Below are 26,315 nucleotides of genomic sequence, written 5' to 3'. Positions count from 1 at the left end.
CGGTCGGGGGTCCGGGCGGTCGTCGCCGTCCGGACCCTGCGCGGGCCCGGTGTACCGGGGTTGTCGGTGGGCGGAAGTAGGGTGGTTGGCATGGCCGACCCTTCCAGCTACCGTCCCGCGCCGGGGCAGATTCCCGACTCCCCGGGGGTCTACCGATTCCGCGACGAGCACCGCCGGGTGATCTACGTCGGGAAGGCCAAGAGCCTGCGGCAGCGGCTGGCCAGCTACTTCCAGGACCTCGCCGGGCTGCATCCGCGCACCGCCACCATGGTGACCACCGCCGCCTCCGTCGAATGGACCGTCGTCTCCACCGAGGTCGAGGCGCTCCAGCTCGAGTACTCCTGGATCAAGGAGTACGACCCCCGGTTCAACGTCAAGTACCGGGACGACAAGAGCTACCCCTCCCTCGCCGTGACCATGAACGAGGAGTATCCGAGGGTCCAGGTCATGCGGGGGCCCAAGAAGAAGGGCGTGCGGTACTTCGGGCCCTACGGGCACGCCTGGGCGATTCGCGAGACCGTCGACCTCATGCTGCGGGTGTTCCCGGTACGGACCTGCTCCGCCGGGGTGTTCAAGCGGTCCGCCCAGATCAGCCGGCCCTGCCTGCTCGGCTACATCGGCAAGTGCTCGGCGCCCTGCGTCGGCCGGGTCACCCCCGACGAGCACCGCGAACTCGCCGAGGACTTCTGCGACTTCATGGCCGGGCGGACCGGTACGTACCTGTCCCGCCTGGAGCGGCAGATGCACGAGGCCGCCGAGGAGATGGAGTACGAGAAGGCCGCCCGGCTGCGCGACGACATAGGGGCGCTGCGCCGGGCCATGGAGAAGAACGCCGTCGTCCTCGCCGATGCCACGGACGCCGATCTCGTCGCCGTCGCCGAGGACGAGCTCGAAGCGGCCGTGCAGATCTTCCACGTCCGCGGCGGGCGCGTGCGCGGGCAGCGCGGCTGGGTCACCGACAAGGTCGAGGCCGTGGACACCGCCGGCCTCGTCGAGCACGCACTCCAGCAGCTCTACGGGGAGGAGAGCGGCGAGGCGGTCCCCAAGGAGGTGCTGGTTCCGGCCCTGCCCGAGGACGCACACGCGCTGGGCGAGTGGCTCGCCGAGCGGCGCGGCTCCCTGGTCAGCCTGCGCATCCCGCAGCGCGGGGACAAGAAGGCCCTGATGGAGACCGTCCACCGCAACGCGCTGCAGTCCCTGGCCCTGCACAAGACCAAGCGCGCCAGCGACCTCACCACCCGCTCCCGGGCCCTGGAGGAGATCGCCGAGGCCCTCGACCTGGACAGTGCGCCGCTGCGCATCGAGTGCTTCGACATCTCGCACCTCCAGGGCGACGACGTGGTGGCCTCGATGGTCGTCTTCGAGGACGGGCTGGCCAGGAAGAGCGAGTACAGGCGCTTCGCGATCAAATCGTTCGAGGGGCAGGACGACGTCCGGTCCATGCACGAGGTGGTCTCGCGGCGCTTCCGCCGCTACCTCCAGGAGAAGCTGAAGACCGGCGAGTGGTCCCCGGAGGACGGGGAGGAGGGGGAGAACCCCCTCGCCGAGGACGACGGGCGGCCGAAGCGCTTCGCCTACCCGCCGCAGCTCGTCGTGGTCGACGGCGGGCAGCCGCAGGTGGCCGCCGCCAAGCGGGCCCTGGAGGAGCTCGGCATCGACGACGTGGCCGTCTGCGGGCTGGCGAAGCGGCTGGAGGAGGTCTGGCTGCCCGGCGAGGACGACCCGGTCGTGCTGCCCCGCACCAGCGAGGGGCTCTACCTGCTCCAGCGGGTGCGTGACGAAGCCCACCGCTTCGCGATCCAGTACCAGCGGAACAAGCGCGGAAAACGGCTCAAGGCGGGCCCGCTCGACGAGGTGCCCGGACTCGGCGAAAGCCGCAGGCAGGCGCTGGTCAAGCACTTCGGTTCGGTGAAGAAGCTGAGACAGGCGACAATCGACCAGATCTGCGAGGTCCCGGGCATAGGCCGCAAGACGGCCGAGACCGTGGCCGCGGCGCTCGCCCGGTCGGTTCCCGCCGGTCCTGCCGTCAACACGGCGACAGGAGAGATCATTGAGGATGAGACCCCGCCCCCGCGGGTGGGGGCACCTCCCGGCGGCAGCCGGGGGACATCGTCCGAACGGGGGACCGAGCAATGACCGAGCGCGAGACCGACCAGACGAGCGGCGAGACGGCCGAGCAGATGACCGACGACACGACCGAGCACGACCGAGACGGAGCACAGGTGAGTACGGGCACGACAGCGGAGCCCGGAGATACCGCCGAGGCGGCCATCCCCGAGCTTGTGATCATCTCCGGCATGTCCGGGGCCGGGCGCAGTACGGCGGCCAAGTGTCTCGAGGACCTCGGCTGGTTCGTCGTCGACAACCTCCCGCCCGCGCTGATCCCCACCATGGTGGAGCTCGGCGCCCGCTCGCAGGGCAACGTGGCGCGGATCGCCGTCGTCGTCGACGTCCGCGGCCGCCAGTTCTTCGACGCCCTGCGCGAGTCCCTCTCCGACCTCGACAGCAAGGGCGTCACCCGGCGCATCGTCTTCCTGGAGTCCTCCGACGACGCCCTGGTCCGCCGCTTCGAGTCGGTCCGCCGCCCGCACCCCCTCCAGGGCGACGGCCGCATCACCGACGGCATCGCCGCCGAGCGCGACCTGCTGCGCGAGCTGCGCGGCGACGCCGACCTGGTCATCGACACCTCCAGCCTGAACGTGCACGAGCTGCGCGCGAAGATGGACGCCCAGTTCGCGGGCGACGAGGAGCCCGAGCTGCGGGCGACCGTCATGTCCTTCGGCTACAAGTACGGCCTGCCCGTCGACGCCGACCTCGTCGTCGACTGCCGCTTCATCCCGAACCCGCACTGGGTCCCCGAGCTGCGGCCCTTCACCGGCCTCAACCCGGAGGTGTCGGGCTACGTCTTCAGCCAGCCCGGCGCCAAGGAGTTCCTCGACCGCTACACCGAGCTGCTCCAGCTCATCGCCACCGGCTACCGCCGCGAGGGCAAGCGGTACGTGACCATCGCGGTCGGCTGCACCGGCGGCAAGCACCGCAGCGTGGCCATGTCCGAGAAGCTCGCTGCCCGCCTCGCCTCCGAGGGAGTCGAGACCGTCGTAGTCCACCGGGACATGGGGCGCGAGTGACCGGACGGACCCTGCGGCTGCGCCGCCTGCGCCGCCTCACCTCGGGGCGGGACGAGGACGGCGTGAGCCGCACCGGGCTGCGCCGCGGTGCGGCCCCCAAGGTGGTCGCACCCAAGGTCGTCGCCCTCGGCGGCGGCATGGGCCTGTCGGCCTCCCTGGCGGCGCTGCGCCGGATCACCGGCGAGCTCACCGCCGTCGTCACCGTCGCCGACGACGGCGGCTCCAGCGGCCGGCTCCGGGAAGAGCTCGGCGTGCTGCCGCCCGGCGACCTGCGCAAGGCGCTGGCCGCGCTGTGCGGCGACGACGACTGGGGCCAGACCTGGGCCCGCGTCATCCAGCACCGCTTCCAGTCCGAGGGAGACCTGCACGGGCACGCGGTCGGCAACCTGCTGATCGTCGCCCTGTGGGAACAGCTCGGCGATCCGGTCCAGGCGCTCGACCTGGTCGGGAAGCTGCTGGGCGCGCAGGGCCGGGTGCTGCCGATGTCGGCGGTGCCGCTGGAGCTGCAGGCCCTGGTCCGCGGCCACGACCCCGCCCGCCCGGGCGAGGTCGACACCGTCCGGGGGCAGGCCACGGTGGCCACCACCCCCGGCGAGGTGCTCTCCGTGCAGGTCGTGCCCGGGGATCCGCCGGCCGTGCCGGAGGCCGTCGCGGCGGTCCTGGACGCGGACTGGGTGGTCCTCGGCCCCGGGTCGTGGTTCTCGTCCGTGATCCCGCACCTGCTGGTGCCGGAACTGCTCGACGCGCTGATCGAGACCAAGGCCCGCAGGGTCCTCTCGCTGAACCTCGCGCCGCAGCCCGGCGAAACAGAGGGCTTCTCTCCGCAGCGTCATTTGGAGGTTTTGGCCCGACACGCCCCTAAACTCGCCCTGGACGTGGTGCTGGCCGACGAGGCCGCCGTGCCCGACCGCGAGTCCCTCGCCGATGCCGCAAAACGGTTCGGTGCCGCGGTCGAGCTGGCGCCGGTGGCCAGGGAAGACGGCTCTCCGAAGCATGACCCGGAGCTGCTCGCCGCCGCGTACGACCGTATTTTTCGGATGCATGGAAGGATCGGCCCATGGCGATGACGCCAGCGGTGAAGGATGAGATCTCCCGGCTCCCCGTCACCCGGACGTGCTGCAGGAAGGCGGAGGTCTCGGCGATTCTTCGGTTCGCGGGCGGGCTGCACCTGGTGAGCGGGCGGATCGTCATCGAGGCGGAGCTGGACACCGGGATCGCTGCCCGGCGCCTGCGCAAGGACATCCTGGAGATCTTCGGCCATTCCTCGGACCTGGTCGTCATGGCTCCCGGCGGACTGCGCCGCGGCAGCCGGTACGTCGTCCGGGTCGTGGCCGGCGGTGACCAGCTGGCACGCCAGACGGGCCTCGTGGACGGCCGCGGCCGCCCCATCCGGGGTCTCCCCCCGCAGGTGGTCTCCGGGGCCACCTGTGACGCGGAGGCGGCCTGGCGCGGCGCCTTCCTGGCTCACGGCTCGCTCACCGAGCCGGGCCGGTCCTCCTCCCTGGAGGTGACCTGCCCCGGTCCGGAGGCCGCCCTGGCCCTGGTGGGCGCCGCCCGCCGGCTCTCCATCGCCGCCAAGGCGCGCGAGGTGCGCGGCGTGGACCGGGTCGTGGTCCGCGACGGCGACGCGATCGGCGCCCTGCTCACCCGGCTCGGCGCCCACGAGTCGGTGCTGGCCTGGGAGGAGCGGCGGATGCGGCGCGAGGTCCGCGCCACCGCCAACCGCCTCGCCAACTTCGACGACGCCAACCTGCGCCGCTCGGCGCGGGCCGCGGTGGCCGCCGGCGCCCGGGTCCAGCGTGCGCTGGAGATCCTCGGCGAGGAGGTCCCCGAGCACCTCGCGGCGGCCGGCCGGCTGCGCATGGAGCACAAGCAGGCCTCCCTGGAGGAGCTGGGCGCGCTCGCCGACCCGCCGCTGACGAAGGACGCGGTCGCGGGCCGGATCCGCCGCCTGCTGGCGATGGCCGACAAGCGGGCGCAGGACCTGGGCGTCCCCGGTACCGAGTCCAACCTGAGCGAGGACCTGGCCGACAACATGGCGGGCTGAGGCCCCGGCCGCGCCGGGATCCCCCGTACGCCTCGCGCCGTACGCCTCAAAGGGGCCCGCACGTCACACGTGCGGGCCCCTTTGAGACACGCCCCATTGACATGAGCATCCCTTGATCGTGAGCCTGTCGTCCGAAGGCTTTCGTGGCAGACGACGCCCAGGGGGGCACATGAGGCACCGCGCGAGATCGATCCTCGCCGCAAGCGCACTCGTCATCGGAACCACACTGGCCGCCCTCCCGGCGGCCCACGCCCAGCCCGCCGCAGACGCCTCACCCGGCGCGGACGAGGTTCGGGTCTACGACGCGGACGTCACCAAGGAGCAGGTACCGCTGCTCCTCGCCGCGGGCCAGGACGCCCACGAGCTCAGCGAGCGCGCCCCGGAGACCGGCACCGCCAAGGTCGAGCTGTTCCTCACCGGCGCCCAGGCCAAGGAGCTCGCCGGCCAGGGCGTCAAGCTCGCCGAGCACAGGGTCCCGGCGAACGCGGCCCGCACCCAGACCGCCGGCGACGGGGTCTTCCGCCCGTACAGCGGCAAGGGCGGGCTCCAGGACGAGATCCTCAAGACGGCCCAGGCCAACCCCGGCCTCGCCAAGGTGGTCTCCATCGGCAAGACCGTCCAGGGCAAGGACATCCTGGCCCTGAAGGTCACCAAGAACGCCCGCACCACCAGGGACGGCGCCAAGCCGTCCGTGCTCTACATGTCCAACCAGCACGCCCGCGAGTGGATCACCCCCGAGATGACCCGGCGGCTGATGCACCACACCCTCGACAACTACGGCAAGGACCAGCGGGTCACCAAGCTGGTGGACTCCACCGAGCTGTGGTTCCTGCTGTCCGCCAACCCGGACGGGTACGACTACACGCACTCCCCGGACGGCGACCGGCTGTGGCGCAAGAACCTGCGCGACAACAACGGCGACGGCAAGATCACCACCGGCGACGGCGTCGACCTCAACCGGAACTTCGCCTACAAGTGGGGCTACGACAACGAGGGTTCCTCGCCGAACCAGTCGAGCGAGACCTTCCGCGGTGCCAAGCCCTCCTCCGAGCCGGAGACCGTCGCCCTCGACAGGTTCGAGAAGCGCATCGGCTTCAAGTACGCCATCAACTACCACTCCGCCGCCGAGCTGCTGCTCTACGGCGTGGGCTGGCAGGTGGCCACTCCCACCCCGGACGACGTCGCCTACAAGGCGCTCGCCGGCACCCCGGAGAACTCCGCGATCCCGGGCTACTACCCGCAGGTCTCCTCCGAGCTCTACACCACCAACGGCGAGGCCGACGGCCACGCCGCGAACGTCAACGGCGTCATGATGTTCACGCCGGAGATGACCACCTGCCAGACGGCGTCGGCGAGCGACCCCAACGACCGGTGGAAGCCCGAGGACTGCCAGTCCGGCTTCAACTTCCCGGACGACGAGAAGCTCATCCAGGCGGAGTTCGCGAAGAACGTCCCCTTCGCCCTCGCGGTCGGCGAGAGCGCCGCCCACCCGGACCAGCCGAAGTCCTCCGTCGGCCTGAGCGCCGCCGACTTCACCCCGGACCCCTTCACCACCTCCTACGTGGCCAAGGGCGAGGACCAGACGGTCTCCGTCACCGCCCGCAAGGCGCTGAAGGACAAGCAGCTCAAGTTCCGCATCAACGGCGGCCGCACGCACGACGACGGGCTCAAGGCCTGGAAGGGCGGCGGTGTCTACGGCGGCGACGACAACAACTGGTTCGACGAGTACCGGGCCGAGGTGGACGGCGCCAAGCCGGGTGACAAGGTCGAGGTCTGGTTCACCGGTCGCGACGGCTCCGGCAGGCAGGTCTCCAGCGGGCACTTCACGTACACGGTGGCCGAGCGGCCGCGGGCCGACGTGCTGGTGATCGCGGAGGAGGGCGCCAAAGCCCAGCACGCACAGGAGTACGTCGACGCCCTGCGCGCCAACGGCAAGTCGGCGGCGGTCTGGGACGTGGCCACGCAGGGCGCCCCGCACCACCTCGGAGTGCTCTCCCACTTCCGCACGGCCGTCCACTACACCGGCGCCAAGACCCCCGGCGGTGACACCCAGCTCGCCGTACGGGACTTCCTCAACGAGGGCGGCAAGCTGATCGAGGCCGGCGAGCTCGCGGGCGGCAACGCCCAGGTCGGCCGCGCCGTGACGAACGACTTCAGCCAGTACTACCTCGGCGCCTACAGCCGTACGAGTGCCGGCGGCGCGAAGGGCTTCACCGGTACGGGTGCCCTCACCGGCGCCAAGGGCGGCCTGGGCGACGCGGCGGGCAACCCGTTCAACGCCCCCGGCTCGTACGCGGTCACCTCCGACTCCCTGCCGGCGGCGCAGTTCCCGCAGTTCAAGAGCGCGCAGGCCGGTCAGTACGCCGGGGTCGTGAACCCGTACGCCCCCTACACCGGCACGGGGATGGCCGCGGCCACCCACGAGGACGACGAGTGGAAGCGGCTGACCCGCACCGTCGACCTGACCAAGGTCACCGCCGCCGACAAGCCGCAGCTCAAGATGGCCCTCAACTGGAACACCGAGGAGGGCTACGACCACGCGATCCTGGAGGCCCACACCACCGGCGCCGAGGACTGGACCACGCTGCCCGAGGCGGGCGGTCTGAGCGCAAGCGCCGTCCCGACGGAGTGCGAGGCCGGGTTCTACGTCAACGGCCACCCCTTCCTCAAGCACTACCTGACCCTCGACAGCGCAGGCTGCACCGCCAGTGGCACGAGTGGCCGGTGGAACAGCTTCACCGGGTCCTCCGACGGCTGGAAGCAGGTCGCCTTCGACCTGAGCGCGTACGCGGGCAAGACCGTCGAGGTCTCCCTCTCCTACGTCTCGGACGGCGGCTCGGGCGGCCGCGGCCTCTTCGCGGACGACGCACGCGTCTCCGTCGGGGGAGCCGACCAGGCCGTGGAGGGGTTCGAGACCTCCCTGGGTGCCTGGACCGCCCAGGGCGCACCTGCCGGAAGTCCCGCGGTTCCGGGCGATTGGGCCCGGTCCGGTGAGCTGTTCAAGTCCTACGCCTCGGTGACTACGCGTAACACGGTGCTCCTCGGCTTCGGCCTCGAACACCTGCCGGCGGCGGCGGACCGAGCCGTACTCGTCGGTAAGGCGCTCAGGTCGCTGCACCGCTGATCATACGAGCCCCTTTCGCTCACTCTGAGTGATGGGGGCGGAAGTCCCCGGGTCCCGTTCCGAGCGCAGGATACGGGCCCCGGGGGCGGTCTCCCGTGTGGCGAGGGGAGTGTCAGGTCCCGGCCGATGTCACTCAAAAGCTCACGGAGAGGTAGGGTCGTAAGCGGTCGGGGACATCCCATACAGCTCGCCGGCGGGACAGGCCGGCGCACCAACGAGGAGATCGGTTCGTGACGATCCGCGTAGGCATCAACGGTTTTGGCCGCATTGGCCGCAACTACTTCCGGGCGCTCCTTGAGCAGGGAGCGGACATCGAGATCGTCGGTGTCAACGACCTGACTGACAACGCGACCCTGGTGCACCTGCTCAAGTACGACACCATCCTGGGCCGCCTCAAGGCCGAGGTCTCCCACACCGACGACACCATCACCGTCGGCGGCAACACCTTCAAGACGTTCGCCGAGCGTGACCCCGCGAACCTGCCGTGGGGCGAGCTCGGCGCGGACATCGTCATCGAGTCGACCGGCATCTTCACGAAGAAGGCCGATGCCGCCAAGCACATCGCCGCGGGCGCGAAGAAGGTCCTCATCTCGGCTCCGGCCAAGGACGAGGACATCACGATCGTGATGGGCGTCAACCAGGACAAGTACGACGCGGCCAACCACCACGTCATCTCCAACGCCTCCTGCACCACCAACTGCGTGGCGCCGATGGCCAAGGTTCTCGACGAGAACTTCGGCATCGTCAAGGGCATGATGACCACGGTCCACGCGTACACGAACGACCAGCGCATCCTGGACTTCCCGCACTCGGACCTGCGCCGCGCCCGCGCCGCCGCCGAGAACATCATCCCGACCTCGACGGGTGCCGCCAAGGCCACCGCTCTGGTCCTCCCGCAGCTCAAGGGCAAGCTGGACGGCATCGCCATGCGCGTCCCGGTCCCGACCGGCTCGGTCACCGACCTCGTCCTGGAGCTCTCCCGCGAGACCACCAAGGAAGAGATCAACGCCGCCTTCCAGAAGGCCGCCGAGGGCCAGCTCAAGGGCATCCTCGACTACACCGAGGACGCGATCGTCTCCTCCGACATCGTGAACTGGCCGGCTTCCTGCACCTTCGACTCCTCCCTGACCATGGTTCAGGACGGTACGCAGGTCAAGGTCGTCGGCTGGTACGACAACGAGTGGGGCTACTCCAACCGCCTCGTCGACCTGACCGTCTTCGTCGGCGGTCAGCTCTAAGTCTCAGGTAGCAGGGCCAGGCACCAAGATGTGAGGACAGGGTCCGGTCAGCGCGATGGAGCGCTGCACGGGCCCTGTCGTCTGCCTCCACCGATCGGCCCCGCACCGGCAGAACCCGTGTATGGGGATAAGGAGTAGAAACACATGAAGACGATCGACGAACTGCTCGCCGACGGCGTGACCGGCAAGCGGGTCTTCGTCCGCGCCGACCTCAACGTGCCGCTCGCGGGCGACACGATCACCGACGACGGCCGCATCCGCGCCGTGCTGCCGACCATCGCGAAGCTCGCCGAAGCCGGCGCCCGCGTGATCGTCGCCTCGCACCTGGGCCGCCCGAAGGGCGCCCCGGACCCGGCCTTCTCACTCGCTCCGGCCGCCAAGCGACTCGGTGAACTGCTCGGTGCGGACGTCGCGTTCGCCACCGACACCGTCGGCTCCTCCGCCACGGAGACCGTGGCCGCCCTCGCCGACGGCCAGGTCGCCGTCATCGAGAACCTGCGCTTCAACGCCGGTGAGACCTCGAAGGACGACGCCGAGCGCGGCGCCTTCGCGGACCAGCTCGCCGAGCTCGCCGACGTCTACGTCGGCGACGGCTTCGGCGCCGTCCACCGCAAGCACGCCTCGGTCGTCGACCTGCCCGCGCGCCTCCCGCACGCGGCCGGCTACCTGATCGCCACCGAGGTCGGCGTCCTGAAGAAGCTGACCGCCGAGGTCAAGCGCCCCTACGTGGTCGTCCTCGGCGGCGCCAAGGTCTCCGACAAGCTGGCCGTCATCGACCAGCTGCTCGGCAAGGCCGACCGCATCCTCATCGGCGGCGGCATGGCCTACACCTTCCTCTACGCCAAGGGCCACGAGGTCGGCATCTCCCTGCTCCAGAAGGACCAGGTGGACGTCGTCAAGGAGTACATGGCACGTGCCGAGAAGCTGGGCGTCGAGCTGGTCCTCCCGGTCGACATCCTGGCCTCGGCGGACTTCCCCGACCTCAAGGGCAAGGCCCCGGCCGAGTTCATCACCGTCGACGCGGACAAGATCCCCGCCGACAAGGAGGGTCTGGACATCGGTCCGAAGACCCGTGAGCTGTACGCGTCGAAGATCGCCGACGCGGAGACCGTCTTCTGGAACGGTCCCTTGGGCGTCTTCGAACACCCCGACTACGCCGGAGGCACCCGCGCCGTCGCGCAGGCCCTCGTCGACAGCAGCGCGTTCACCGTGGTCGGCGGCGGCGACTCCGCCGCGGCCGTGCGCACGCTCGGCTTCGACGAGAACGCTTTCGGTCACATCTCGACCGGTGGCGGCGCCTCCCTCGAATACCTCGAGGGCAAGACGCTCCCCGGCCTCGCCGCACTGGAGGTCTGAACCCGTATGACCACGCGTACCCCGCTGATGGCGGGCAACTGGAAGATGAACCTCAACCACCTCGAGGCCATCGCGCACGTCCAGAAGCTCGCCTTCGCGCTCGCCGACAAGGACTACGACGCCGTCGAGGTCGCGGTCCTGCCGCCCTTCGTCGACCTGCGCTCGGTCCAGACCCTGGTCGACGGCGACAAGCTGAAGATCAAGTACGGCGCCCAGGACATCTCGGCGCACGACTCCGGCGCCTACACCGGCGAGATCTCCGGCTCCATGCTCGCGAAGCTGAAGTGCACGTACGTGGCCGTCGGCCACAGCGAGCGCCGCCAGTACCACGGCGAGAGCGACGAGCTCTGCAACGCCAAGGTCAAGGCCGCCTACCAGCACGGGATCACCCCGATCCTCTGCGTCGGCGAGGGCCTGGACGTCCGCAAGGCCGGCCGGCAGGTCCCGCACACGCTGGCGCAGGTCGACGGCGGCCTCAAGGACCTCCCGGCCGAGCAGGCCGAGTCCATCGTGATCGCGTACGAGCCCGTCTGGGCGATCGGGACCGGCGAGGTCGCCACCCCCGAAGACGCGCAGGAGGTCTGCGGGGCGATCCGCACCCGCCTCGCCGAGCTCTACTCCCAGGAGCTGGCCGACAAGGTCCGCATCCAGTACGGCGGCTCGGTCAAGTCCGGCAACATCGCGGCGATCATGGCGCAGCCCGATGTCGACGGCGCCCTGATCGGCGGCGCGGCACTGGACGCGGACGAGTTCGTGAAGATCGTCCGCTTCCGCGACCAGTGACCTGCGTGATCGTCGCAGCGAGTATGCGGTAGGGCGGATCCGTCGTACCCTTGCGGGGGCCAGGAGGCTGAACCGACAGCCACTGGCCCCCGCGCACGTCAAGCGGAGCCGGACAGCCAGTAAAGCCAGAAAGTAGGAATCAGCCGTGATTATGGGGTTCTCGATCGCCCTGATCGTCTTCAGCGCCCTGCTGATGCTGCTCGTGCTGATGCACAAGGGCAAGGGCGGCGGCCTTTCCGACATGTTCGGCGGCGGCATGCAGTCCTCCGTCGGCGGCTCCTCGGTCGCGGAGCGCAACCTGGACCGCATCACCGTCGTGATCGGTCTGCTCTGGTTCGCCTGCATCATGGCGCTCGGGATTCTGCTGAAGTAGCGAAGCCGACGGTTCTGGCCATTGTGCCGGTCCGGTCGGCTCCACCCCGCCTATCATGAGGACTGCGTCCATGCCATGGAGTGAGTAACTCCATGTGATGGACGTGCGTTGGGCCTTACGTAGACTGGGGCGCCCGCAGCGGAATCCACTCACGCTTCGCGGCACCATCACGCAGGGAGTTACGACCGTGGCAAGTGGCAACGCGATCCGTGGCAGTCGGGTCGGAGCGGGGCCGATGGGTGAGGCCGAGCGCGGCGAGTCCGCGCCCCGCCTGCGCATCTCCTTCTGGTGCTCGAACGGGCACGAGACGCAGCCGAGCTTCGCCAGCGACGCGCAGGTGCCGGACACCTGGGACTGCCCGCGCTGCGGGTTCCCGGCCGGCCAGGACCGGGACAATCCGCCGGCGCCGCCGCGCACCGAGCCGTACAAGACGCACCTGGCGTACGTGCGGGAGCGCCGGTCGGACGCCGACGGCGAGGCGATCCTCGCCGAGGCGCTCGCCAAGCTCCGCGGCGAGATCTGACGAACGCAAGAGTGACGGTGTGACATGGGGCCCGGCCCGCAGGAGTCTTCTCCAGCGGGCCGGGCCCCTTTGTGCACCCCGCGCCGAAGGCGCTGTCCGGCACACCCCCCTTTGATCCCTTAGGTTGGTGATCGGCGGGGCACGACAGGACGGAAGAAACGGGTTGATGTCCGAGATGAACGCAGACAGCCGTACGAGGCTCAACCGGACGCCCGAGTGGCTGGCACTCGGCAAGCACCGCGAAGAGCTGGGACAGACGCACCTGCGCGAGCTGTTCGCGGCGGATCCGCACCGGGGAACGGGCTACACGCTGCGGGTCGGGGACCTGTACATCGACTACTCGAAGCACCTGGTGACGGACGAGACGCTGGAGCTGCTGCGCGAGCTGGCCGCGGCGACGGGCGTGGCAGAGCTGCGCGAGGCGATGTTCCGCGGCGAGAAGATCAACACGACGGAGGACCGGGCGGTCCTGCACACCGCCCTGCGCGCGCCGCAGGACGCGGTGATCGAGGTGGACGGCGAGAACGTCGTCCCCGAGGTGCACGCCGTGCTCGACAAGATGGCGGCCTTCTCCGGCCAGGTCCGGTCGGGGGAGTGGACCGGCTTCACCGGCCGGCCCATCAAGAACGTGGTCAACATCGGCATCGGCGGCTCCGACCTGGGCCCGGCGATGGCGTACGAGGCGCTGCGCGCGTTCACCGACCGCGGTCTGACCGTGCGGTTCGTGTCCAACGTGGACGGCGCCGATCTGCACGAGGCCGTACGGGACCTGGACCCGGCGCAGACGCTGTTCATCATCGCCTCCAAGACCTTCACCACCATCGAGACCATCACCAACGCCGAGTCGGCGCGGGAGTGGCTGCTGGCGGGTCTGGGCGGTGACACGGCAGCCGTGGCACGGCACTTCGTGGCGCTGTCGACCAACGAGGAGAAGGTCACCGCGTTCGGCATCGATCCGGCCAACATGTTCGGGTTCTGGGACTGGGTCGGCGGGCGCTACTCCTTCGACTCCGCGATCGGGCTCTCGCTGATGATCGCGATCGGGCCGGACGCCTTCCGGGAGATGCTGGGCGGCTTCCGGACGGTGGACGAGCACTTCCGCACGGCCTCGCCGGAGCAGAACGTGCCACTCCTGATGGGCATGTTGGGGGTCTGGTACGGGGCGTTCTTCGACGCGCAGTCGCACGCGGTCCTCCCGTACAGCCACTACCTCTCCCGTTTCACCGCGTACCTCCAGCAGCTGGACATGGAGTCCAACGGCAAGTCCGTGGACCGGGACGGCAATCCGGTGGACTGGCAGACCGGTCCGGTGGTGTGGGGCACGCCCGGCACTAACGGGCAGCACGCGTACTACCAGTTGATCCACCAGGGCACGAAGGTGATCCCGGCGGACTTCATCGGCTTCGCCCGGCCGCTCGGCGAACTGGAGCCGAAGCTGGCGGACCAGCACGACCTGCTGATGGCGAACTTCTTCGCGCAGACGCAGGCGCTGGCCTTCGGCAAGACGGCGGACGAGGTCCGCGCGGAGGGCGTGGCGGAGCCGCTGGTCCCGCACAAGACGTTCAAGGGCAACCACCCGACCACGACGATCCTGGCGCAGGACCTCACCCCGGCGGTGCTGGGCCAGCTGATCGCCCTGTACGAGCACAAGGTGTTCGTACAGGGCGCGGTGTGGAACATCGACTCCTTCGACCAGTGGGGAGTGGAGCTCGGCAAGGTGCTGGCGAAGCGGGTCGAGCCGGCGCTGACGGACGGCGCGGAGGTGCCGGGGCTGGACGCCTCGTCCAAGGCCCTCGTGGCCGCCTACCGGGAGCTGCGCGGCCGCAGCTGACGGACGGCCGTCGGACACGCAGAAGGGCCCGCTCCCCGTTCGGGGGGCGGGCCCTTCGTGTGTACGGGGCCGCCGGATCAGGAGGCGGCCGGCGGGTACAGACCCGCCGGGAGCTTCGCCGCGGCCGTGCGGTCCAGCAGCCACAGGGTGCGGGAGCGGCCGTACGCCTGGGCGGCGGGGGCCTGGACGGCGCCGGCGCCGCCGAGGGCGATGGCCACCGCCCCGGCCTTGTCCTCGCCCGCCGCCAGCAGCCAGACCTCGCGGGCCGCCCGGATGGCCGGGAGGGTCAGGGAGATCCGGGTGGGCGGCGGCTTGGGGGCGCCGTGCACGCCGACGACCGTGCGCTCGCTCTCGCGGGACGCCGGGTGCTCGGGGAAGAGCGAGGCGATGTGGGTGTCCGGGCCGACGCCCAGCATCAGGACGTCGAAGGTGGGGACCGGCCCGTGGTCCTCGGGCCCGGCGGCCTTGGCCAGCTCGGCCGCGTAGGCGGCGGCCGCGGCGTCCACGTCCGCCCCGTACGGGCCGTCGGAGGCGGGCATGGCGTGCACGCGGGCCGGGTCGACGGGTACGGAGTCCAGGAGGGCCTCACGGGCCTGGGTGTGGTTGCGCTCGGGGTCGTCGGCGGGGACGTAGCGCTCGTCGCCCCACCAGAGGTCGATCCGCGACCAGTCGACGGCGTCGCGGGCCGGGGCCGCGGCGAGCGCGGCGAGGAGGCCGTTGCCGTTGCGGCCGCCGGTGAGGACGACGGAGGCGCTGCCGCGGGCGGCCTGCGCGTCGACGATCTTGGTGATGAGCCGGGCCGCTGCGGCCTGGGCCATCAGCTCCTTGTCCCGGTGGACGACGACCTGGGGAGTCGTCATGCCCATGGCTGCCGCCTTGTCGTAGTGCGGGTGTGCGGTGTTTGCGGTCTGCGGGTTGCGCTGCGCGGGCTGCCCCTGCCCGCCCTTCTACCGTTCACCGAGGCTCCGCCCCGGACCCCGGACCCCGGTCTCGGAACGCCGGACGGGCTGGAAGCAGCCCGTCCGGCGTTCGAGGCCGAGGGAGCGGGGTGGGTAAGGAGCCCCGCGCAGCGGTCGGTGTTACTTGGCCGGAGCCTTCTTCGAAGGCTTCGCCGCCGGCTTCGCGGGCGCCGCATCGGCCTTGGGGCCGGTCGCCGTCTCCGGGGATTCGACGGGCGCGGCCTTGACCGGGCCCTCGGCGGCGAGCTTGGCCACGCCGAACTTCAGCGCGGCCTCGAACGTGTTGTCCGGGTCCAAGCGGCGCAGCTCCTCCGCCAGGAGCTCGGCCGTGTCACGGCGCTTGAGCGCCACGGCACGGTCGGGCTGCCCCGGCATGCAGAGCGTCGCCAGGGAGCCGTCCGCACGGTCCAGGACGATGTCCCCGTCCTTGGTCTCCAGCCGGACCGAGGTCAGGCCGGGTCCGGCCGAGGCCGTACGCCGGACGGGAACCTGGAGGCGGTCCGCCAGCCACATGGCCAGCAGCTCGCAGCTCGGGTTCTCGTCCTCGCCCTCGACGACCACCGAGGAGACCTTGACGGACTGCTGGTCCAGCGCGGCCGCCAGCATCGAACGCCACGGCGTGATCCGGGTCCAGGACAGGTCCGTGTCACCCGGGGCGTAGGCCGCGGCCCGCTTCCCGAGCGCCTGCTGCGGGTTCTCGCAGGCGTACGTGTCCGAGATCCGGCGCTGCCCGAGCGCACCCAGCGGGTCGCCCGCCAGGTCCGACGGGGCACCGTCCGGCCACCAGACCACGACGGGCGCGTCCGGCAGGAGGAGCGGGAGAACCACCGACTGGGCGTGGTTGACCAGTTCACCGTGGAGGCGGAGCACCACCGTCTCGCCGGTGCCGGCGTCCGCCCCGACGCGGACTTCCGCGTCGAGACGGGCGTCGCGGCGGCTGCGAGCCGAGCGGCTGACCCGCTTGATGACGACGACGATCCGCGATGGGTGTTCGTGGGACGCGTCGTTCGCCGACTTGAGCGCGTCGTACGCGTTCTCTTCGTCGGTCACGATCACCAGCGTGAGGACCATGCCGATGGCCGGCGTGCCGATGTCCCGGCGCGCCTGCACCAAAGCGGCGTTGATCTTGCTGGAGGTGGTCTCCGTGAGGTCGATCTTCATGGCCGGCGCCAGCTCCGTCCGTCTCGTGCGAGCATCTCGTCCGCCTCGACCGGCCCCCAGGTACCCGCCGGGTACTGCGCGGGCTTGCCGTGCTTGTCCCAGTACTCCTCGATCGGGTCGAGGATGTTCCAGGACAGCTCGACCTCCTGGTGGCGCGGGAAGAGGTTCGCGTCACCCAGCAGGACATCGAGGATCAGCCGCTCGTACGCCTCGGGGCTCGACTCCGTGAAGGACTCGCCGTACGCGAAGTCCATCGTGACGTCCCGGACCTCCATGGAGGTGCCCGGGACCTTGGAGCCGAAGCGCACCGTGATGCCCTCGTCCGGCTGGACCCGGATGACCAGGGCGTTCTGCCCCAGCTCCTCGGTCGCGCCCGACTCGAACGGCAGGTACGGGGCCCGCTTGAAGACGACCGCGATCTCGGTCACCCGGCGGCCCAGGCGCTTGCCCGTCCGCAGGTAGAACGGGACGCCCGCCCAGCGGCGGTTGTTGATCTCCAGGCGGATGGCCGCGTAGGTGTCGGTCTTCGACTTGGGGTCGATGCCGTCCTCTTCGAGGTACCCGACGACCTTCTCGCCGCCCTGCCACGCCGCCGAGTACTGGCCGCGCACGGTGTGCTTGCCCAGGTCCTCGGGGAGCTCGACGGCCGTGAGGACCTTGAGCTTCTCCGCCACCAGCGCCTTCGGGTGGAAGGAGCCGGGCTCCTCCATCGCGGTCAGCGCGAGCAGCTGCAGCAGGTGGTTCTGGATGACGTCGCGGGCCGCGCCGATGCCGTCGTAGTACCCGGCCCGGCCGCCGATGCCGATGTCCTCGGCCATGGTGATCTGCACGTGGTCGACGTACGACCGGTTCCAGATCGGCTCGAACATCGTGTTGGCGAAGCGGAGCGCCAGGATGTTCTGGACGGTCTCCTTGCCGAGGTAGTGGTCGATCCGGAAGACCTCGTCCCGCGGGAAGACCTCGTGGACGACCTTGTTGAGCTCCTCGGCGCTCTTCAGGTCGTGCCCGAAGGGCTTCTCGATGACGGCACGCCGCCAGGAGCCCTCCTTCTGCGCCAGCCCGTGGTTCTTGAGCTGCTGGACCACCTTGGGGAAGAACTTCGGGGGCACCGACAGGTAGAAGGCGAAGTTGCCGCCCGTGCCCTGCGCCTTGTCCAGGTCGTCGATCGTGGACTTCAGGGTCTCGAAGGCCGCGTCGTCGTCGAAATCGCCCTGCACGAAGCGGCAGCCCTGCACCAGCTGCTGCCAGACCTCCTCCCGGAAGGGGGTGCGCGAGTGCTGCTTGACGGCCTCGTACACCTCCTGGGCGAAGTCCTCGTGCTCCCACTCACGGCGGGCGAAGCCGATCAGCGAGAAGCCCGGCGGCAGCAGCCCCCGGTTCGCCAGGTCGTAGATGGCGGGCATCAGCTTCTTGCGCGACAGGTCACCCGTAACGCCGAAAATGACCAGGCCGGACGGCCCCGCGATGCGCGGGAGCCGCCGGTCCTGTGCGTCACGAAGCGGGTTCGCTCCGTTCACAGACAAGGTGTTCAGGCCTCCGTGGGGGCAAGGCGCGCGAGCTCCGCCTCGGTGGACTTCAGCAGATCGTTCCAGGACGCCTCGAACTTCTCGACGCCCTCGTCCTCGAGCAGCTGCACCACATCGTCGTACGAGACGCCCAGCTGTGCGACCGCGTCGAGCTCGGCGCGGGACTGGTCGTACGTGGCGCGCACGGTGTCACCCGTGACCTCACCGTGGTCGGCGGTGGCCTCCAGGGTGGCCTCCGGCATGGTGTTCACGGTGTTCGGGGCGACCAGGTCGACCACGTACAGGGTGTCCTTGTACGCCGGGTCCTTGACGCCCGTCGAGGCCCACAGCGCACGCTGCTTGTTGGCGCCGACGCGCTCCAGGGCGTTCCACCGGTCGGAGGAGAACACCTCTTCGTAGGCCTCGTAGGCCAGACGGGCGTTGGCGAGGGCCGCCTTGCCCTTGAGGGCCTTCGCCTCGTCGGTGCCGACGGCGTCCAGGCGCTTGTCGATCTCCGAGTCCACGCGGGACACGAAGAAGGAGGCGACCGAGTGGATCAGGGAGAGGTCCAGGCCCGCGGCCTTGGCCTTCTCCAGACCCGCCAGGTACGCGTCCATGACCTCGCGGTAGCGCTCCAGCGAGAAGATCAGCGTGACGTTGACGCTGATGCCCTTGCCGATGACCTCGGTGATCGCCGGCAGGCCGGCCTTGGTCGCCGGGATCTTGATGAGCGTGTTCGGGCGGTCCACCAGCCAGGCGAGCTGCTTGGCCTCGGCGATCGTCGCCGTGGTGTTGTGGGCCAGGCGCGGGTCGACCTCGATGGAGACCCGGCCGTCCTGGCCGTCGGTGCGGTCGTAGACCGGGCGCAGGATGTCGGCGGCGTCGCGGACGTCCGCCGTCGTGATCATGCGGATGGCCTCGTCGACGGTGACCTTGCGGGCGGCGAGGTCGGCGAGCTGCTGCTCGTAGCCGTCGCCGCTGCTGATCGCCTTCTGGAAGATCGACGGGTTGGTGGTGACACCGACCACGTGCGACTGGTCGATGAGCTCGGCCAGGTTGCCGGACGTGATGCGCTTGCGGGACAGGTCGTCCAGCCAGATCGCCACGCCCTCGTCGGAGAGGCGCTTGAGTGCGTCTGTCATGGGAATTGCATCTCCTACTGGTTTTGTACGGGCGTCAGCGCGCGGCGGCGGCGATGGAGTCCTTGGCGGCGGCGGTCACGGCCTCGGGGGTGAAGCCGAACTCGCGGAACAGCACCTTGGCGTCGGCCGAGGCACCGAAGTGCTCCAGCGAGACGATCCGGCCGGCGTCGCCGACGTAGCGGTGCCAGGTCAGGCCGATACCGGCCTCGACCGCGACGCGCGCCGTGACCGACGGCGGCAGGACGCTGTCCTTGTACGCCTGGTCCTGCTCCTCGAACCACTCGACGGACGGCATCGAGACCACGCGGGCCGGGATGCCCTCGGCCTGCAGCGCCTCGCGCGCGGCGACGGCGAGCTGGACCTCGGAGCCGGTGCCGATGAGGACGACCTGCGCCGCTGCGCTCTGCCCCTCGGGGCCCGTCGCCTCGAAGAGCACGTACCCGCCCTTGGCGGCGTCCTCGTTGCGCTCGTACGTCGGCACGCCCTGGCGGGTCAGTGCCAGACCGTGCGGGGCGCCCTTGCCGAACACCTTGGTGTGGCGGCGCAGGATCTCGCGCCAGGCGATGACGGTCTCGTTCGCGTCGGCCGGGCGGACCACGTTCAGGCCCGGGATGGCGCGCAGCGAGGCGAGGTGCTCGACCGGCTGGTGCGTCGGGCCGTCCTCGCCGAGGCCGATGGAGTCGTGCGTCCACACGTACGTCACCGGCACGTGCATCAGCGCGGACAGGCGGACGGCGTTGCGCATGTAGTCGGAGAACACCAGGAAGGTGCCGCCGTAGATGCGGGTGTGGCCGTGCAGCGCGATGCCGTTCATGGTCGCGGCCATGGCGTGCTCGCGGATGCCGTAGTGGACGGTGCGGCCGTACGGGTCGGCCTCCGGCAGCGGGTTGCCCTTCGGGAGGAAGGACGAGTGCTTGTCGATCGTGGTGTTGTTGGAGCCGGCCAGGTCGGCCGAGCCGCCCCACAGCTCCGGGATGACCGCGCCGAGGGCCTCGAGGACCTTGCCGGAGGCCGCGCGGGTGGCGATGCCCTTGCCGGTCTCGAAGGCGGGGAGCTTGTCCTCCCAGCCGGCGGGCAGCTCGTTGGCGTTGATGCGGTCGAACTCGGCGGCGCGTTCCGCGTTGGCGGTGCGCCAGGCGGAGAAGTCCTTCTCCCAGGCGGCCTTGGCCTCGCGGCCCCGGTCCAGCGCCTTGCGGGTGTGCGCGAGGACCTCGGTGGAGACGTCGAAGCTCTTCTCCGGGTCGAAGCCGAGGACGCGCTTGGTGGCGGCGACCTCGTCGTCACCGAGGGCCGAGCCGTGCGAGGCCTCGGTGCCCTGGGCGTGCGGGGCCGGCCAGGCGATGATCGAGCGCATCGCGATGAAGGAGGGGCGGCCGGTCTCGGCCTTGGCCGCGGCCAGGGCCTCGAAGAGCGCCTTCGGGTCGAGGTCGCCGTTCGGCTGCTGCGCGACGCGCTGGACGTGCCAGCCGTACGCCTCGTAGCGCTTGAGGGTGTCCTCGGAGACGGCCGTCTCGGTGTCGCCCTCGATGGAGATGTGGTTGTCGTCCCACAGCAGCACCAGGTTGCCGAGCTTCTGGTGGCCGGCCAGGGCGGACGCCTCGTGGGAGATGCCCTCCTGGAGGCAGCCGTCACCCGCGATCGCGTAGACCATGTGGTCGAACGGGGAGGCGCCCTGCGCGGCCTCCGGGTCGAACAGGCCGCGCTCGTAGCGGGCGGCCATGGCCATGCCCACCGCGTTGGCGATGCCCTGGCCCAGCGGGCCGGTGGTGGTCTCGACGCCGGCCGTGTGGCCGTACTCCGGGTGGCCGGGGGTCTTGGAGCCCCAGGTGCGGAAGGCCTCGAGGTCGGCGAGCTCCAGGCCGAAGCCGCCGAGGTAGAGCTGGGTGTAAAGAGTGAGGGACGAGTGCCCCGCGGAAAGCACGAAACGGTCGCGGCCGACCCACTCGGGGTCCGCCGGGTCGTGCCGCATCACCTTCTGGAAGAGGGTGTACGCGGCGGGGGCCAGGCTCATCGCCGTACCGGGGTGGCCGTTACCCACCTTCTGGACGGCGTCGGCGGCCAGGATGCGGGCGGTGTCGACGGCCCGCTGGTCGAGATCGGTCCAGTCGAGCTCTGTGGTCGTCGGCTTGGTGCTCACCGTTGGTCAGGGCTCCTCTCCACATGTCTGTTACCCGGTGACGAACGGTGCACCGGCGCGATTCCGAGCCTACCCCCGTGACGGCGTGCAGCTATTCGAGTGCCCGCAGTCCGTCATGACGTCGGCGGTCCGATCGGACCAACACGAGGCGACCCCCGCGCAGGGCGACGTAAGTGCAACGTCTACAGTGGCGTGGTACGTGCGAGCCTTCCGCGGACCTTTATGTCCGGAGCTTGCTGATTTCTCTGTCAGGGGTGTGCGTGACGGCCGTCGAATCCCGTCCAGCGGGGGTGCTCGGGACGAGCCCCGGTCACCGGCCGTTCGGGGCCCGGGTCATGGCTTTCGTGGCTTTGACCAAGCCGCGGATCATCGAACTTCTGCTGATCACCACAGTGCCGGTGATGTTCCTCGCCGAACAGGGCGTGCCGTCGCTGTGGCTGGTCCTCGTCACCTGCTTCGGCGGGTACTTGTCCGCGGGCGGCGCCAACGCGCTGAACATGTACATCGACCGTGACATCGACGCGCTGATGGACCGCACCGCGCAGCGGCCGCTGGTGACCGGGATGGTGAGCCCGCGCGAGTGCCTCGCCTTCGGCATCACGCTCGCGGTGGTCTCCACCCTGTTCTTCGGGCTGCTCGTCAACTGGCTGTCGGCCGCGCTCGCCCTCGGCGCGCTCCTCTTCTACGTCGTCGTCTACACGATGCTGCTGAAGCGGCGCACCTCGCAGAACATCGTCTGGGGCGGCATCGCGGGCTGCATGCCGGTGCTCATCGGCTGGTCCGCCGTCAAGAACGAGGTCTCCTGGGCCGCCGTCATCCTCTTCCTCGTCATCTTCTTCTGGACGCCGCCGCACTACTGGCCGCTGTCCATGAAGGTGAAGGAGGACTACGCGCGCGTCGGCGTGCCGATGCTGCCGGTCGTGGCGGGCAACCAGGCCGTGGCGCGCCAGATCGTCCTCTACAGCTGGGTGATGGTGGCGGTCTCGCTGCTCCTCACCCCGCTGGGGTACACCGGCTGGTTCTACACGGCGGTCGCGCTGGCGGCCGGCGGCTGGTGGCTGTGGGAGGCGCACGCGCTGCACGCGCGGGCCAAGGCGGGCATGACGGGCGGGAAGCTCAAGGAGATGCGCCTGTTCCACTGGTCCATCACCTACGTGTCGCTGCTGTTCGTGGCGGTGGCCGTGGACCCCTTCCTCCGCTGACGCTTCCTCCGATCATTACCCGCCGGTAGCATGCTGTCCATGGCAGACACCGCGGCGGACACCGCAGACAAGAAGCAGGACCGGAAGGCCGCGAAGCTGGCCCGTCAGATCGGCGCGTTCGCCAAGCACCACGGCGGCGCCGAGGGCCAGATCGCGCACATCGGCCAGGCCGGCACCCGGATCGTGCTCGTCGGCACGGACGGCGGCTGGGGCGACCTGGTGGCCCCGACGTACTCGGTGGCCCAGCTGGCCGCCGAGAAGGCCGGCCTGACCCTCCACGAGGAGTTCGACGGCGAGTTCGCCGCGCGTGTCAAGACCGGTCCGTACGAATGGTCCCGGATGGCCGGCATCCAGATCGGCGGGGCGGCGAACCCGGCCGCCTGACCGTGGCGGTGGCCGCTCGGTCAACAGCGCGAGCAACACCTCGCACCCCGCTCACCCGTTAGGACGTGTGGAAGCCCCTTCCTCACGTCCGCAACGGGATGCCCGGATGATCGAAACGCCGCCCCTGGTGGACCAGTACTGCCACGGAGTGCTCCGCACGGAGCTGGGCCTCGGCACCTTCGAGGCCCAGCTGATCCGCTCGGCCGGCCCGCCCGCCGCCGGGACCACCTTCTTCGACACCCAGACCGGTTTCGCGGTGCGCCGCTGGTGTCCGCCTCTGCTCGGGCTGGAGCCGCACTGCACCCCCGCCCGGTACCTGGCCCGGCGGCGCGAGCTGGGCGTGGTCGAGTCCGGGCGCAGGCTGCTGCGGGGCTCCGGGGTCGCCGCCTATCTGGTCGACACGGGAGTGCCCGGCGACCTCACCGTCCCCAAGGAGCTGGCGCTCGCGGGGGACGCCGACGCCTTCGAGGTCGTACGGCTGGAGCTGCTGGCCGAGCAGGCCGCCGACACCTCCGGGACGGTCCCGGCCTTCCTCGCCAACCTCGCCGAGGCCGTCCACCACGCCGCCGCCGGGGCCGTGGCCTTCACCTGCGGTGCGGACGCGGGGTACCCGGCGGTGCTGGGGCGGGCCCCCGAGCCGCCCGGTCCGGGCGAGGTGCGGGGGGCGGCCGGCCGGTGGCTGGCCCGGCGCGTCAAGGGCGGGGCCGTACGGGACCCCGTACTCCTGCGGCACCTGCTGTGGAGCGCGGTGGCGACCGGGCTGCCGCTCCAGCTGCACACCGGGGCGGGCGCGGGGGAGCCGGGGCAGCGGCCGGAGCAGGCCGATCCGGCGCTGCTGACGGATTTCGTACGGGCCACGGCGGGGCTCGGGACCCGGCTGGTGCTGCTCGGCGGATACCCCTACCACCGGCACGCCGCCCAGCTGGCGGCGGCCTTCCCGCACGTCCACGCCGATCTGGGCGCGGCGCTCGGGCAGAGCGGCGCACGGGCGGCGGGGGTGCTGGCCGAGGTGCTGGAGCTGGCTCCGTTCGGCAAGCTGCTGTTCTCCAGCGGCGGGCGCCGGCTGCCCGAACTGCACGCGGTGGGCGCCCTGGTGTTCCGGGAGGCGCTGGGCCGGGTGCTGGGCGGCTGGGTCGGTGAGGGCGCCTGGTCCTGGCGGGATGCCGAACGGGTGGCGGCGATGGTCGCGGCGGGCAATGCCCGCCGCGTCTACCGGCTGGACGAGCGCGGGTGAGCGGCGCGGGGCCGGGGCCCCGGCGGCTCAGACCGAGGAGAGCTGCGGGTCGCTCTGCGCCGGGATGTCCGCCTGCGTCGCGGGCCGCTCCCGCAGGCTGAGCGCCATGCGGAGCACGGCGATCCAGACGAGGCAGGAGCCGAGCATGTGCACGGCGACCAGGGCCTCGGGCACGTGGGTGAAGTACTGGACGTAGCCGATGCCGCCCTGCGCGAGCAGCACGACCAGCAGGTCGCGGGCGCGGGCCCGGGTGTCGGTCGGCGCGTCGACCACGCGCAGCACCAGCCACATGGCCACGGCGAGCGCGCACACCACCCAGGCGGAGATCGCGTGGACGTGGGCGGTGGCCGCCCAGTCGAACGGCATCCGCTTGATCTCGCTGCGGTCGCCCGCGTGCGGCCCGGAACCGGTGACCACCGTGCCCGCCGCGATCAGCACCAGGGTGGTCGCGATCAGGGCCCAGGAGAGCTTGCGCACGGGGCCGGGGACGCGCGGCTTCGCCGCCGTGTCGCCCTCGCGGGTGCGCTGCCAGGTGACCGTCGTGACCGTGATCAGGGAGGTGGCGAGGAGGAAGTGCCCGGCCACGCTGTACGGGTTGAGCCCCGTCAGGACGGTGATGCCGCCGAGGACCGCGTTGCCCATCACGATGAAGAACTGGAGCCAGCCGAGCTTCGTCAGCGTACGGCGCCACGGCTTGGCCGAGCGGGCCGCGACGATGCTCCAGCCGACGGCCGCGCAGAGCACGTACGTCAGCATGCGGTTGCCGAACTCGATCGCTCCGTGGAAGCCCTGCTCCTGGGTCACGATCAGGCTGTCGTCGGTGCACTTGGGCCAGGTGTCGCAGCCGAGACCGGATCCGGTCAGCCGTACCGCGCCACCGGTGACGACGATGAGCACGCTCATGACGAGCGCGGCGAGCGCGGCCCGCCGGACGGTCCGGGGTGACGGGGTCCAGCGGTTGGCGATGAAGGCGAGAGGGGTCAACACGGCCCTTATCGTACGCGGAGCCTTGTGCAAACTTTCACGAGGGGGTGTCCGCAGGCCGGCCCGGAGCGGTGTCGGGCCCCGCCGCCGCGTGGAACCGGGCTCCCGCCGGGTCGCCTTCGTCGTGCCACCAGACGCGGACGCGCCAAGGGACGCCGTCCCCGGGGTAGTCGGCGGACGTCATGAACCCGCGTATCAATTCAGTGCCTATATCCTCTGCTGTCCTGTTTCGCACTTCCGTTCCGCTGTGCCACGGATGTTCCTGTACGTTCCACAGCCCGTCAGGACCGCGCACCTCGAAGCGCCACACCGCGAGCCAGGGCGTGACCTCCAGCATCGTGCCCACCTGTTCGGCGCCGAGACTCAGCCGGGCGGCGATCTCGGGCTCGGCCACGCCCCGGATCCGGGCCGCCACCACGGCCTGGGGCAGCAGCGGTTCGGGCAGCAGGCCCTGCGCGCGCAAGCTCACCAGGGAGTCGAAGGACAGGAAGCGCAGCCGCAGTTCGAGCTGGCGGCCGATGTGGTCGAGGGCCTCCTCCGCCTCCTGGGCCTCCTCCGCACCGGGGGCCGCGCGCAGCAGCCGGCGGAAGCCGCCCTCCGCGTCCACCGCCCACGCCACCGCCTCCTCGGCGGAGCCCAGCTCCGCGAGGCGGTCCCCGAGGAACACCTTGGCCTGAGCGAGACCGCGCCGGTTGACCGGATCCTGCTGGTCAAGGCCCGCCCACACCTCGACCGCGGCCCGGGTCAGGTCCAGGGCGCGCTCGCCGGCCGCCCGCTCCATCGCGCTCGGGCCGGACTCGGCCTCCGCGCCGAGCGGATAGCGGGGCAGCCGCGCCTCGTCGCTCATCGGCCAGGACAGCCAGACCCCCTGGTTGATCAGGCCCCGGGCGTACCAGCGGGCGTACTCGGGGGCGTGCCCGGCCGCCTGGTGCGCATGCCGCAGCCCCTCCTCGACGGCCGAGAGGGCACCGGCCCGGTCACCGCCGGCGAAGCGGCGGGCCGCCAGGTCGCCCAGGCGCAGGCCGAGCCGCGCCGCGCACTCCGGATCGGTCCGCGCCGGTTCGCGCAGCGCGCCGATCAGCTCCGTCAGCAGCGCCTCGGCCTCGGCCGGCGCCGCCCGTGCGGCACCCGAGCGGACCTGTGCCCATTGCGCGTCCAGCCGTAGAACGTCTTCCCGTTGCGCCATGCCCGCCCCCCGGCGTCC

21 protein-coding genes are annotated in these 26,315 nt (G+C 70.9%); 14 read left to right on the top strand and 7 right to left on the bottom strand.

Annotated features, from left to right (window positions below):
* The first annotated feature begins 90 nt into the window (after nucleotides 1–90).
* From uvrC to pgi, 11 genes are all read left to right on the top strand, one after another.
* Nucleotides 91–2,136 (top strand): excinuclease ABC subunit UvrC, encoded by a 2,046-nt coding sequence (gene uvrC / locus ACFXGI_RS13700; protein WP_384705617.1) that lies wholly within the window; start codon nucleotides 91–93, stop codon nucleotides 2,134–2,136.
* 44 nt (nucleotides 2,137–2,180) lie between these two features.
* Entirely contained in the window at nucleotides 2,181–3,128 is a 948-nt protein-coding gene (rapZ, locus tag ACFXGI_RS13695; RefSeq protein WP_384705767.1) for an RNase adapter RapZ, read from the top strand.
* Complete coding sequence (gene yvcK, locus ACFXGI_RS13690; RefSeq protein ID WP_384705615.1) at nucleotides 3,125–4,195, top strand: uridine diphosphate-N-acetylglucosamine-binding protein YvcK; 1,071 nt, start codon at nucleotides 3,125–3,127, stop codon at nucleotides 4,193–4,195. Before rapZ ends, yvcK begins: the two co-directional genes overlap by 4 nt.
* On the top strand, nucleotides 4,186–5,175 hold the full coding sequence (gene whiA / locus ACFXGI_RS13685; RefSeq protein ID WP_053688633.1) for a DNA-binding protein WhiA: 990 nt from the start codon (nucleotides 4,186–4,188) through the stop codon (nucleotides 5,173–5,175). The genes yvcK and whiA overlap by 10 nt, the downstream gene beginning before the upstream one ends.
* Before the next feature lie 169 nt (nucleotides 5,176–5,344).
* Nucleotides 5,345–8,299 (top strand): M14 family zinc carboxypeptidase, encoded by a 2,955-nt coding sequence (locus tag ACFXGI_RS13680; RefSeq protein ID WP_384705612.1) that lies wholly within the window; start codon nucleotides 5,345–5,347, stop codon nucleotides 8,297–8,299.
* A gap of 230 nt (nucleotides 8,300–8,529) precedes the next feature.
* Nucleotides 8,530–9,537: a type I glyceraldehyde-3-phosphate dehydrogenase gene (gene gap / locus ACFXGI_RS13675; protein WP_030160344.1), complete on the top strand. Its 1,008-nt coding sequence runs from the start codon at nucleotides 8,530–8,532 to the stop codon at nucleotides 9,535–9,537.
* 144 nt (nucleotides 9,538–9,681) lie between these two features.
* Nucleotides 9,682–10,893 carry a phosphoglycerate kinase gene (locus ACFXGI_RS13670; protein WP_384705610.1) on the top strand — a complete coding sequence of 404 codons (1,212 nt, stop codon included), beginning with the start codon at nucleotides 9,682–9,684 and terminating at the stop codon, nucleotides 10,891–10,893.
* Between the two features lie 6 nt (nucleotides 10,894–10,899).
* Nucleotides 10,900–11,676: a triose-phosphate isomerase gene (gene tpiA / locus ACFXGI_RS13665; RefSeq protein WP_384705608.1), complete on the top strand. Its 777-nt coding sequence runs from the start codon at nucleotides 10,900–10,902 to the stop codon at nucleotides 11,674–11,676.
* Nucleotides 11,677–11,827: 151 nt separating this feature from the next.
* Entirely contained in the window at nucleotides 11,828–12,049 is a 222-nt protein-coding gene (gene secG / locus ACFXGI_RS13660) for a preprotein translocase subunit SecG (protein WP_030858951.1), read from the top strand.
* 187 nt (nucleotides 12,050–12,236) lie between these two features.
* Complete coding sequence (locus ACFXGI_RS13655) at nucleotides 12,237–12,572, top strand: RNA polymerase-binding protein RbpA (protein ID WP_010352468.1); 336 nt, start codon at nucleotides 12,237–12,239, stop codon at nucleotides 12,570–12,572.
* A 175-nt stretch (nucleotides 12,573–12,747) separates the two neighbouring features.
* The gene (gene pgi / locus ACFXGI_RS13650; RefSeq protein WP_384705765.1) at nucleotides 12,748–14,403 is read left to right on the top strand and encodes a glucose-6-phosphate isomerase; all 1,656 of its coding nucleotides are present in this window, start codon (nucleotides 12,748–12,750) and stop codon (nucleotides 14,401–14,403) included.
* Nucleotides 14,404–14,480: 77 nt separating this feature from the next.
* On the opposite strand, the gene pgl is transcribed toward pgi, so the two are convergent.
* The 5 genes from pgl to tkt form a co-directional block, all read right to left on the bottom strand.
* Complete coding sequence (gene pgl / locus ACFXGI_RS13645; RefSeq protein WP_030858962.1) at nucleotides 14,481–15,263, bottom strand: 6-phosphogluconolactonase; 783 nt, start codon at nucleotides 15,261–15,263, stop codon at nucleotides 14,481–14,483.
* A 219-nt stretch (nucleotides 15,264–15,482) separates the two neighbouring features.
* A complete protein-coding gene (opcA, locus tag ACFXGI_RS13640; RefSeq protein ID WP_384705605.1) occupies nucleotides 15,483–16,523 on the bottom strand; it encodes a glucose-6-phosphate dehydrogenase assembly protein OpcA in 1,041 nt (346 codons plus the stop codon).
* Nucleotides 16,520–18,046 (bottom strand): glucose-6-phosphate dehydrogenase, encoded by a 1,527-nt coding sequence (gene zwf / locus ACFXGI_RS13635; protein WP_373312979.1) that lies wholly within the window; start codon nucleotides 18,044–18,046, stop codon nucleotides 16,520–16,522. Before zwf ends, opcA begins: the two co-directional genes overlap by 4 nt.
* Nucleotides 18,047–18,051: 5 nt before the next feature.
* Nucleotides 18,052–19,170, bottom strand: a complete 1,119-nt coding sequence (gene tal / locus ACFXGI_RS13630; RefSeq protein WP_384705603.1) for a transaldolase — start codon at nucleotides 19,168–19,170, stop codon at nucleotides 18,052–18,054.
* Between the two features lie 34 nt (nucleotides 19,171–19,204).
* Nucleotides 19,205–21,307, bottom strand: coding sequence for a transketolase (gene tkt, locus ACFXGI_RS13625; RefSeq protein ID WP_384705601.1), 2,103 nt, complete (start codon nucleotides 21,305–21,307; stop codon nucleotides 19,205–19,207).
* A 254-nt stretch (nucleotides 21,308–21,561) separates the two neighbouring features.
* On the opposite strand from tkt, the gene ACFXGI_RS13620 reads away from it, so the two are divergent.
* The 3 genes from ACFXGI_RS13620 (at nucleotide 21,562) to ACFXGI_RS13610 (ending at nucleotide 24,127) form a co-directional block, all read left to right on the top strand.
* Nucleotides 21,562–22,509, top strand: coding sequence for a heme o synthase (locus ACFXGI_RS13620; RefSeq protein ID WP_384705763.1), 948 nt, complete (start codon nucleotides 21,562–21,564; stop codon nucleotides 22,507–22,509).
* 39 nt (nucleotides 22,510–22,548) lie between these two features.
* On the top strand, nucleotides 22,549–22,893 hold the full coding sequence (locus ACFXGI_RS13615; protein WP_384705599.1) for a hypothetical protein: 345 nt from the start codon (nucleotides 22,549–22,551) through the stop codon (nucleotides 22,891–22,893).
* Nucleotides 22,894–22,999: 106 nt separating this feature from the next.
* Nucleotides 23,000–24,127: an amidohydrolase family protein gene (locus ACFXGI_RS13610; protein WP_384705597.1), complete on the top strand. Its 1,128-nt coding sequence runs from the start codon at nucleotides 23,000–23,002 to the stop codon at nucleotides 24,125–24,127.
* A gap of 27 nt (nucleotides 24,128–24,154) precedes the next feature.
* Here the strand turns inward: ACFXGI_RS13610 and ACFXGI_RS13605 are convergent, their stop codons facing one another.
* Both ACFXGI_RS13605 and ACFXGI_RS13600 read right to left on the bottom strand, forming a co-directional pair.
* The gene (locus ACFXGI_RS13605) at nucleotides 24,155–25,123 is read right to left on the bottom strand and encodes a heme A synthase (RefSeq protein WP_384705761.1); all 969 of its coding nucleotides are present in this window, start codon (nucleotides 25,121–25,123) and stop codon (nucleotides 24,155–24,157) included.
* Between the two features lie 25 nt (nucleotides 25,124–25,148).
* Nucleotides 25,149–26,297, bottom strand: coding sequence for a hypothetical protein (locus ACFXGI_RS13600; protein WP_384705595.1), 1,149 nt, complete (start codon nucleotides 26,295–26,297; stop codon nucleotides 25,149–25,151).
* Nucleotides 26,298–26,315: the final 18 nt, after the last annotated feature.

The organism is Streptomyces sp. NPDC059355 (assembly GCF_042752335.1).
In the GTDB taxonomy this organism is placed as follows: Bacteria; Actinomycetota; Actinomycetes; order Streptomycetales; family Streptomycetaceae; genus Streptomyces.
Note: the sequence above shows the minus strand (reverse complement) of the source record. Positions and strands in the feature narration are given on the sequence as shown.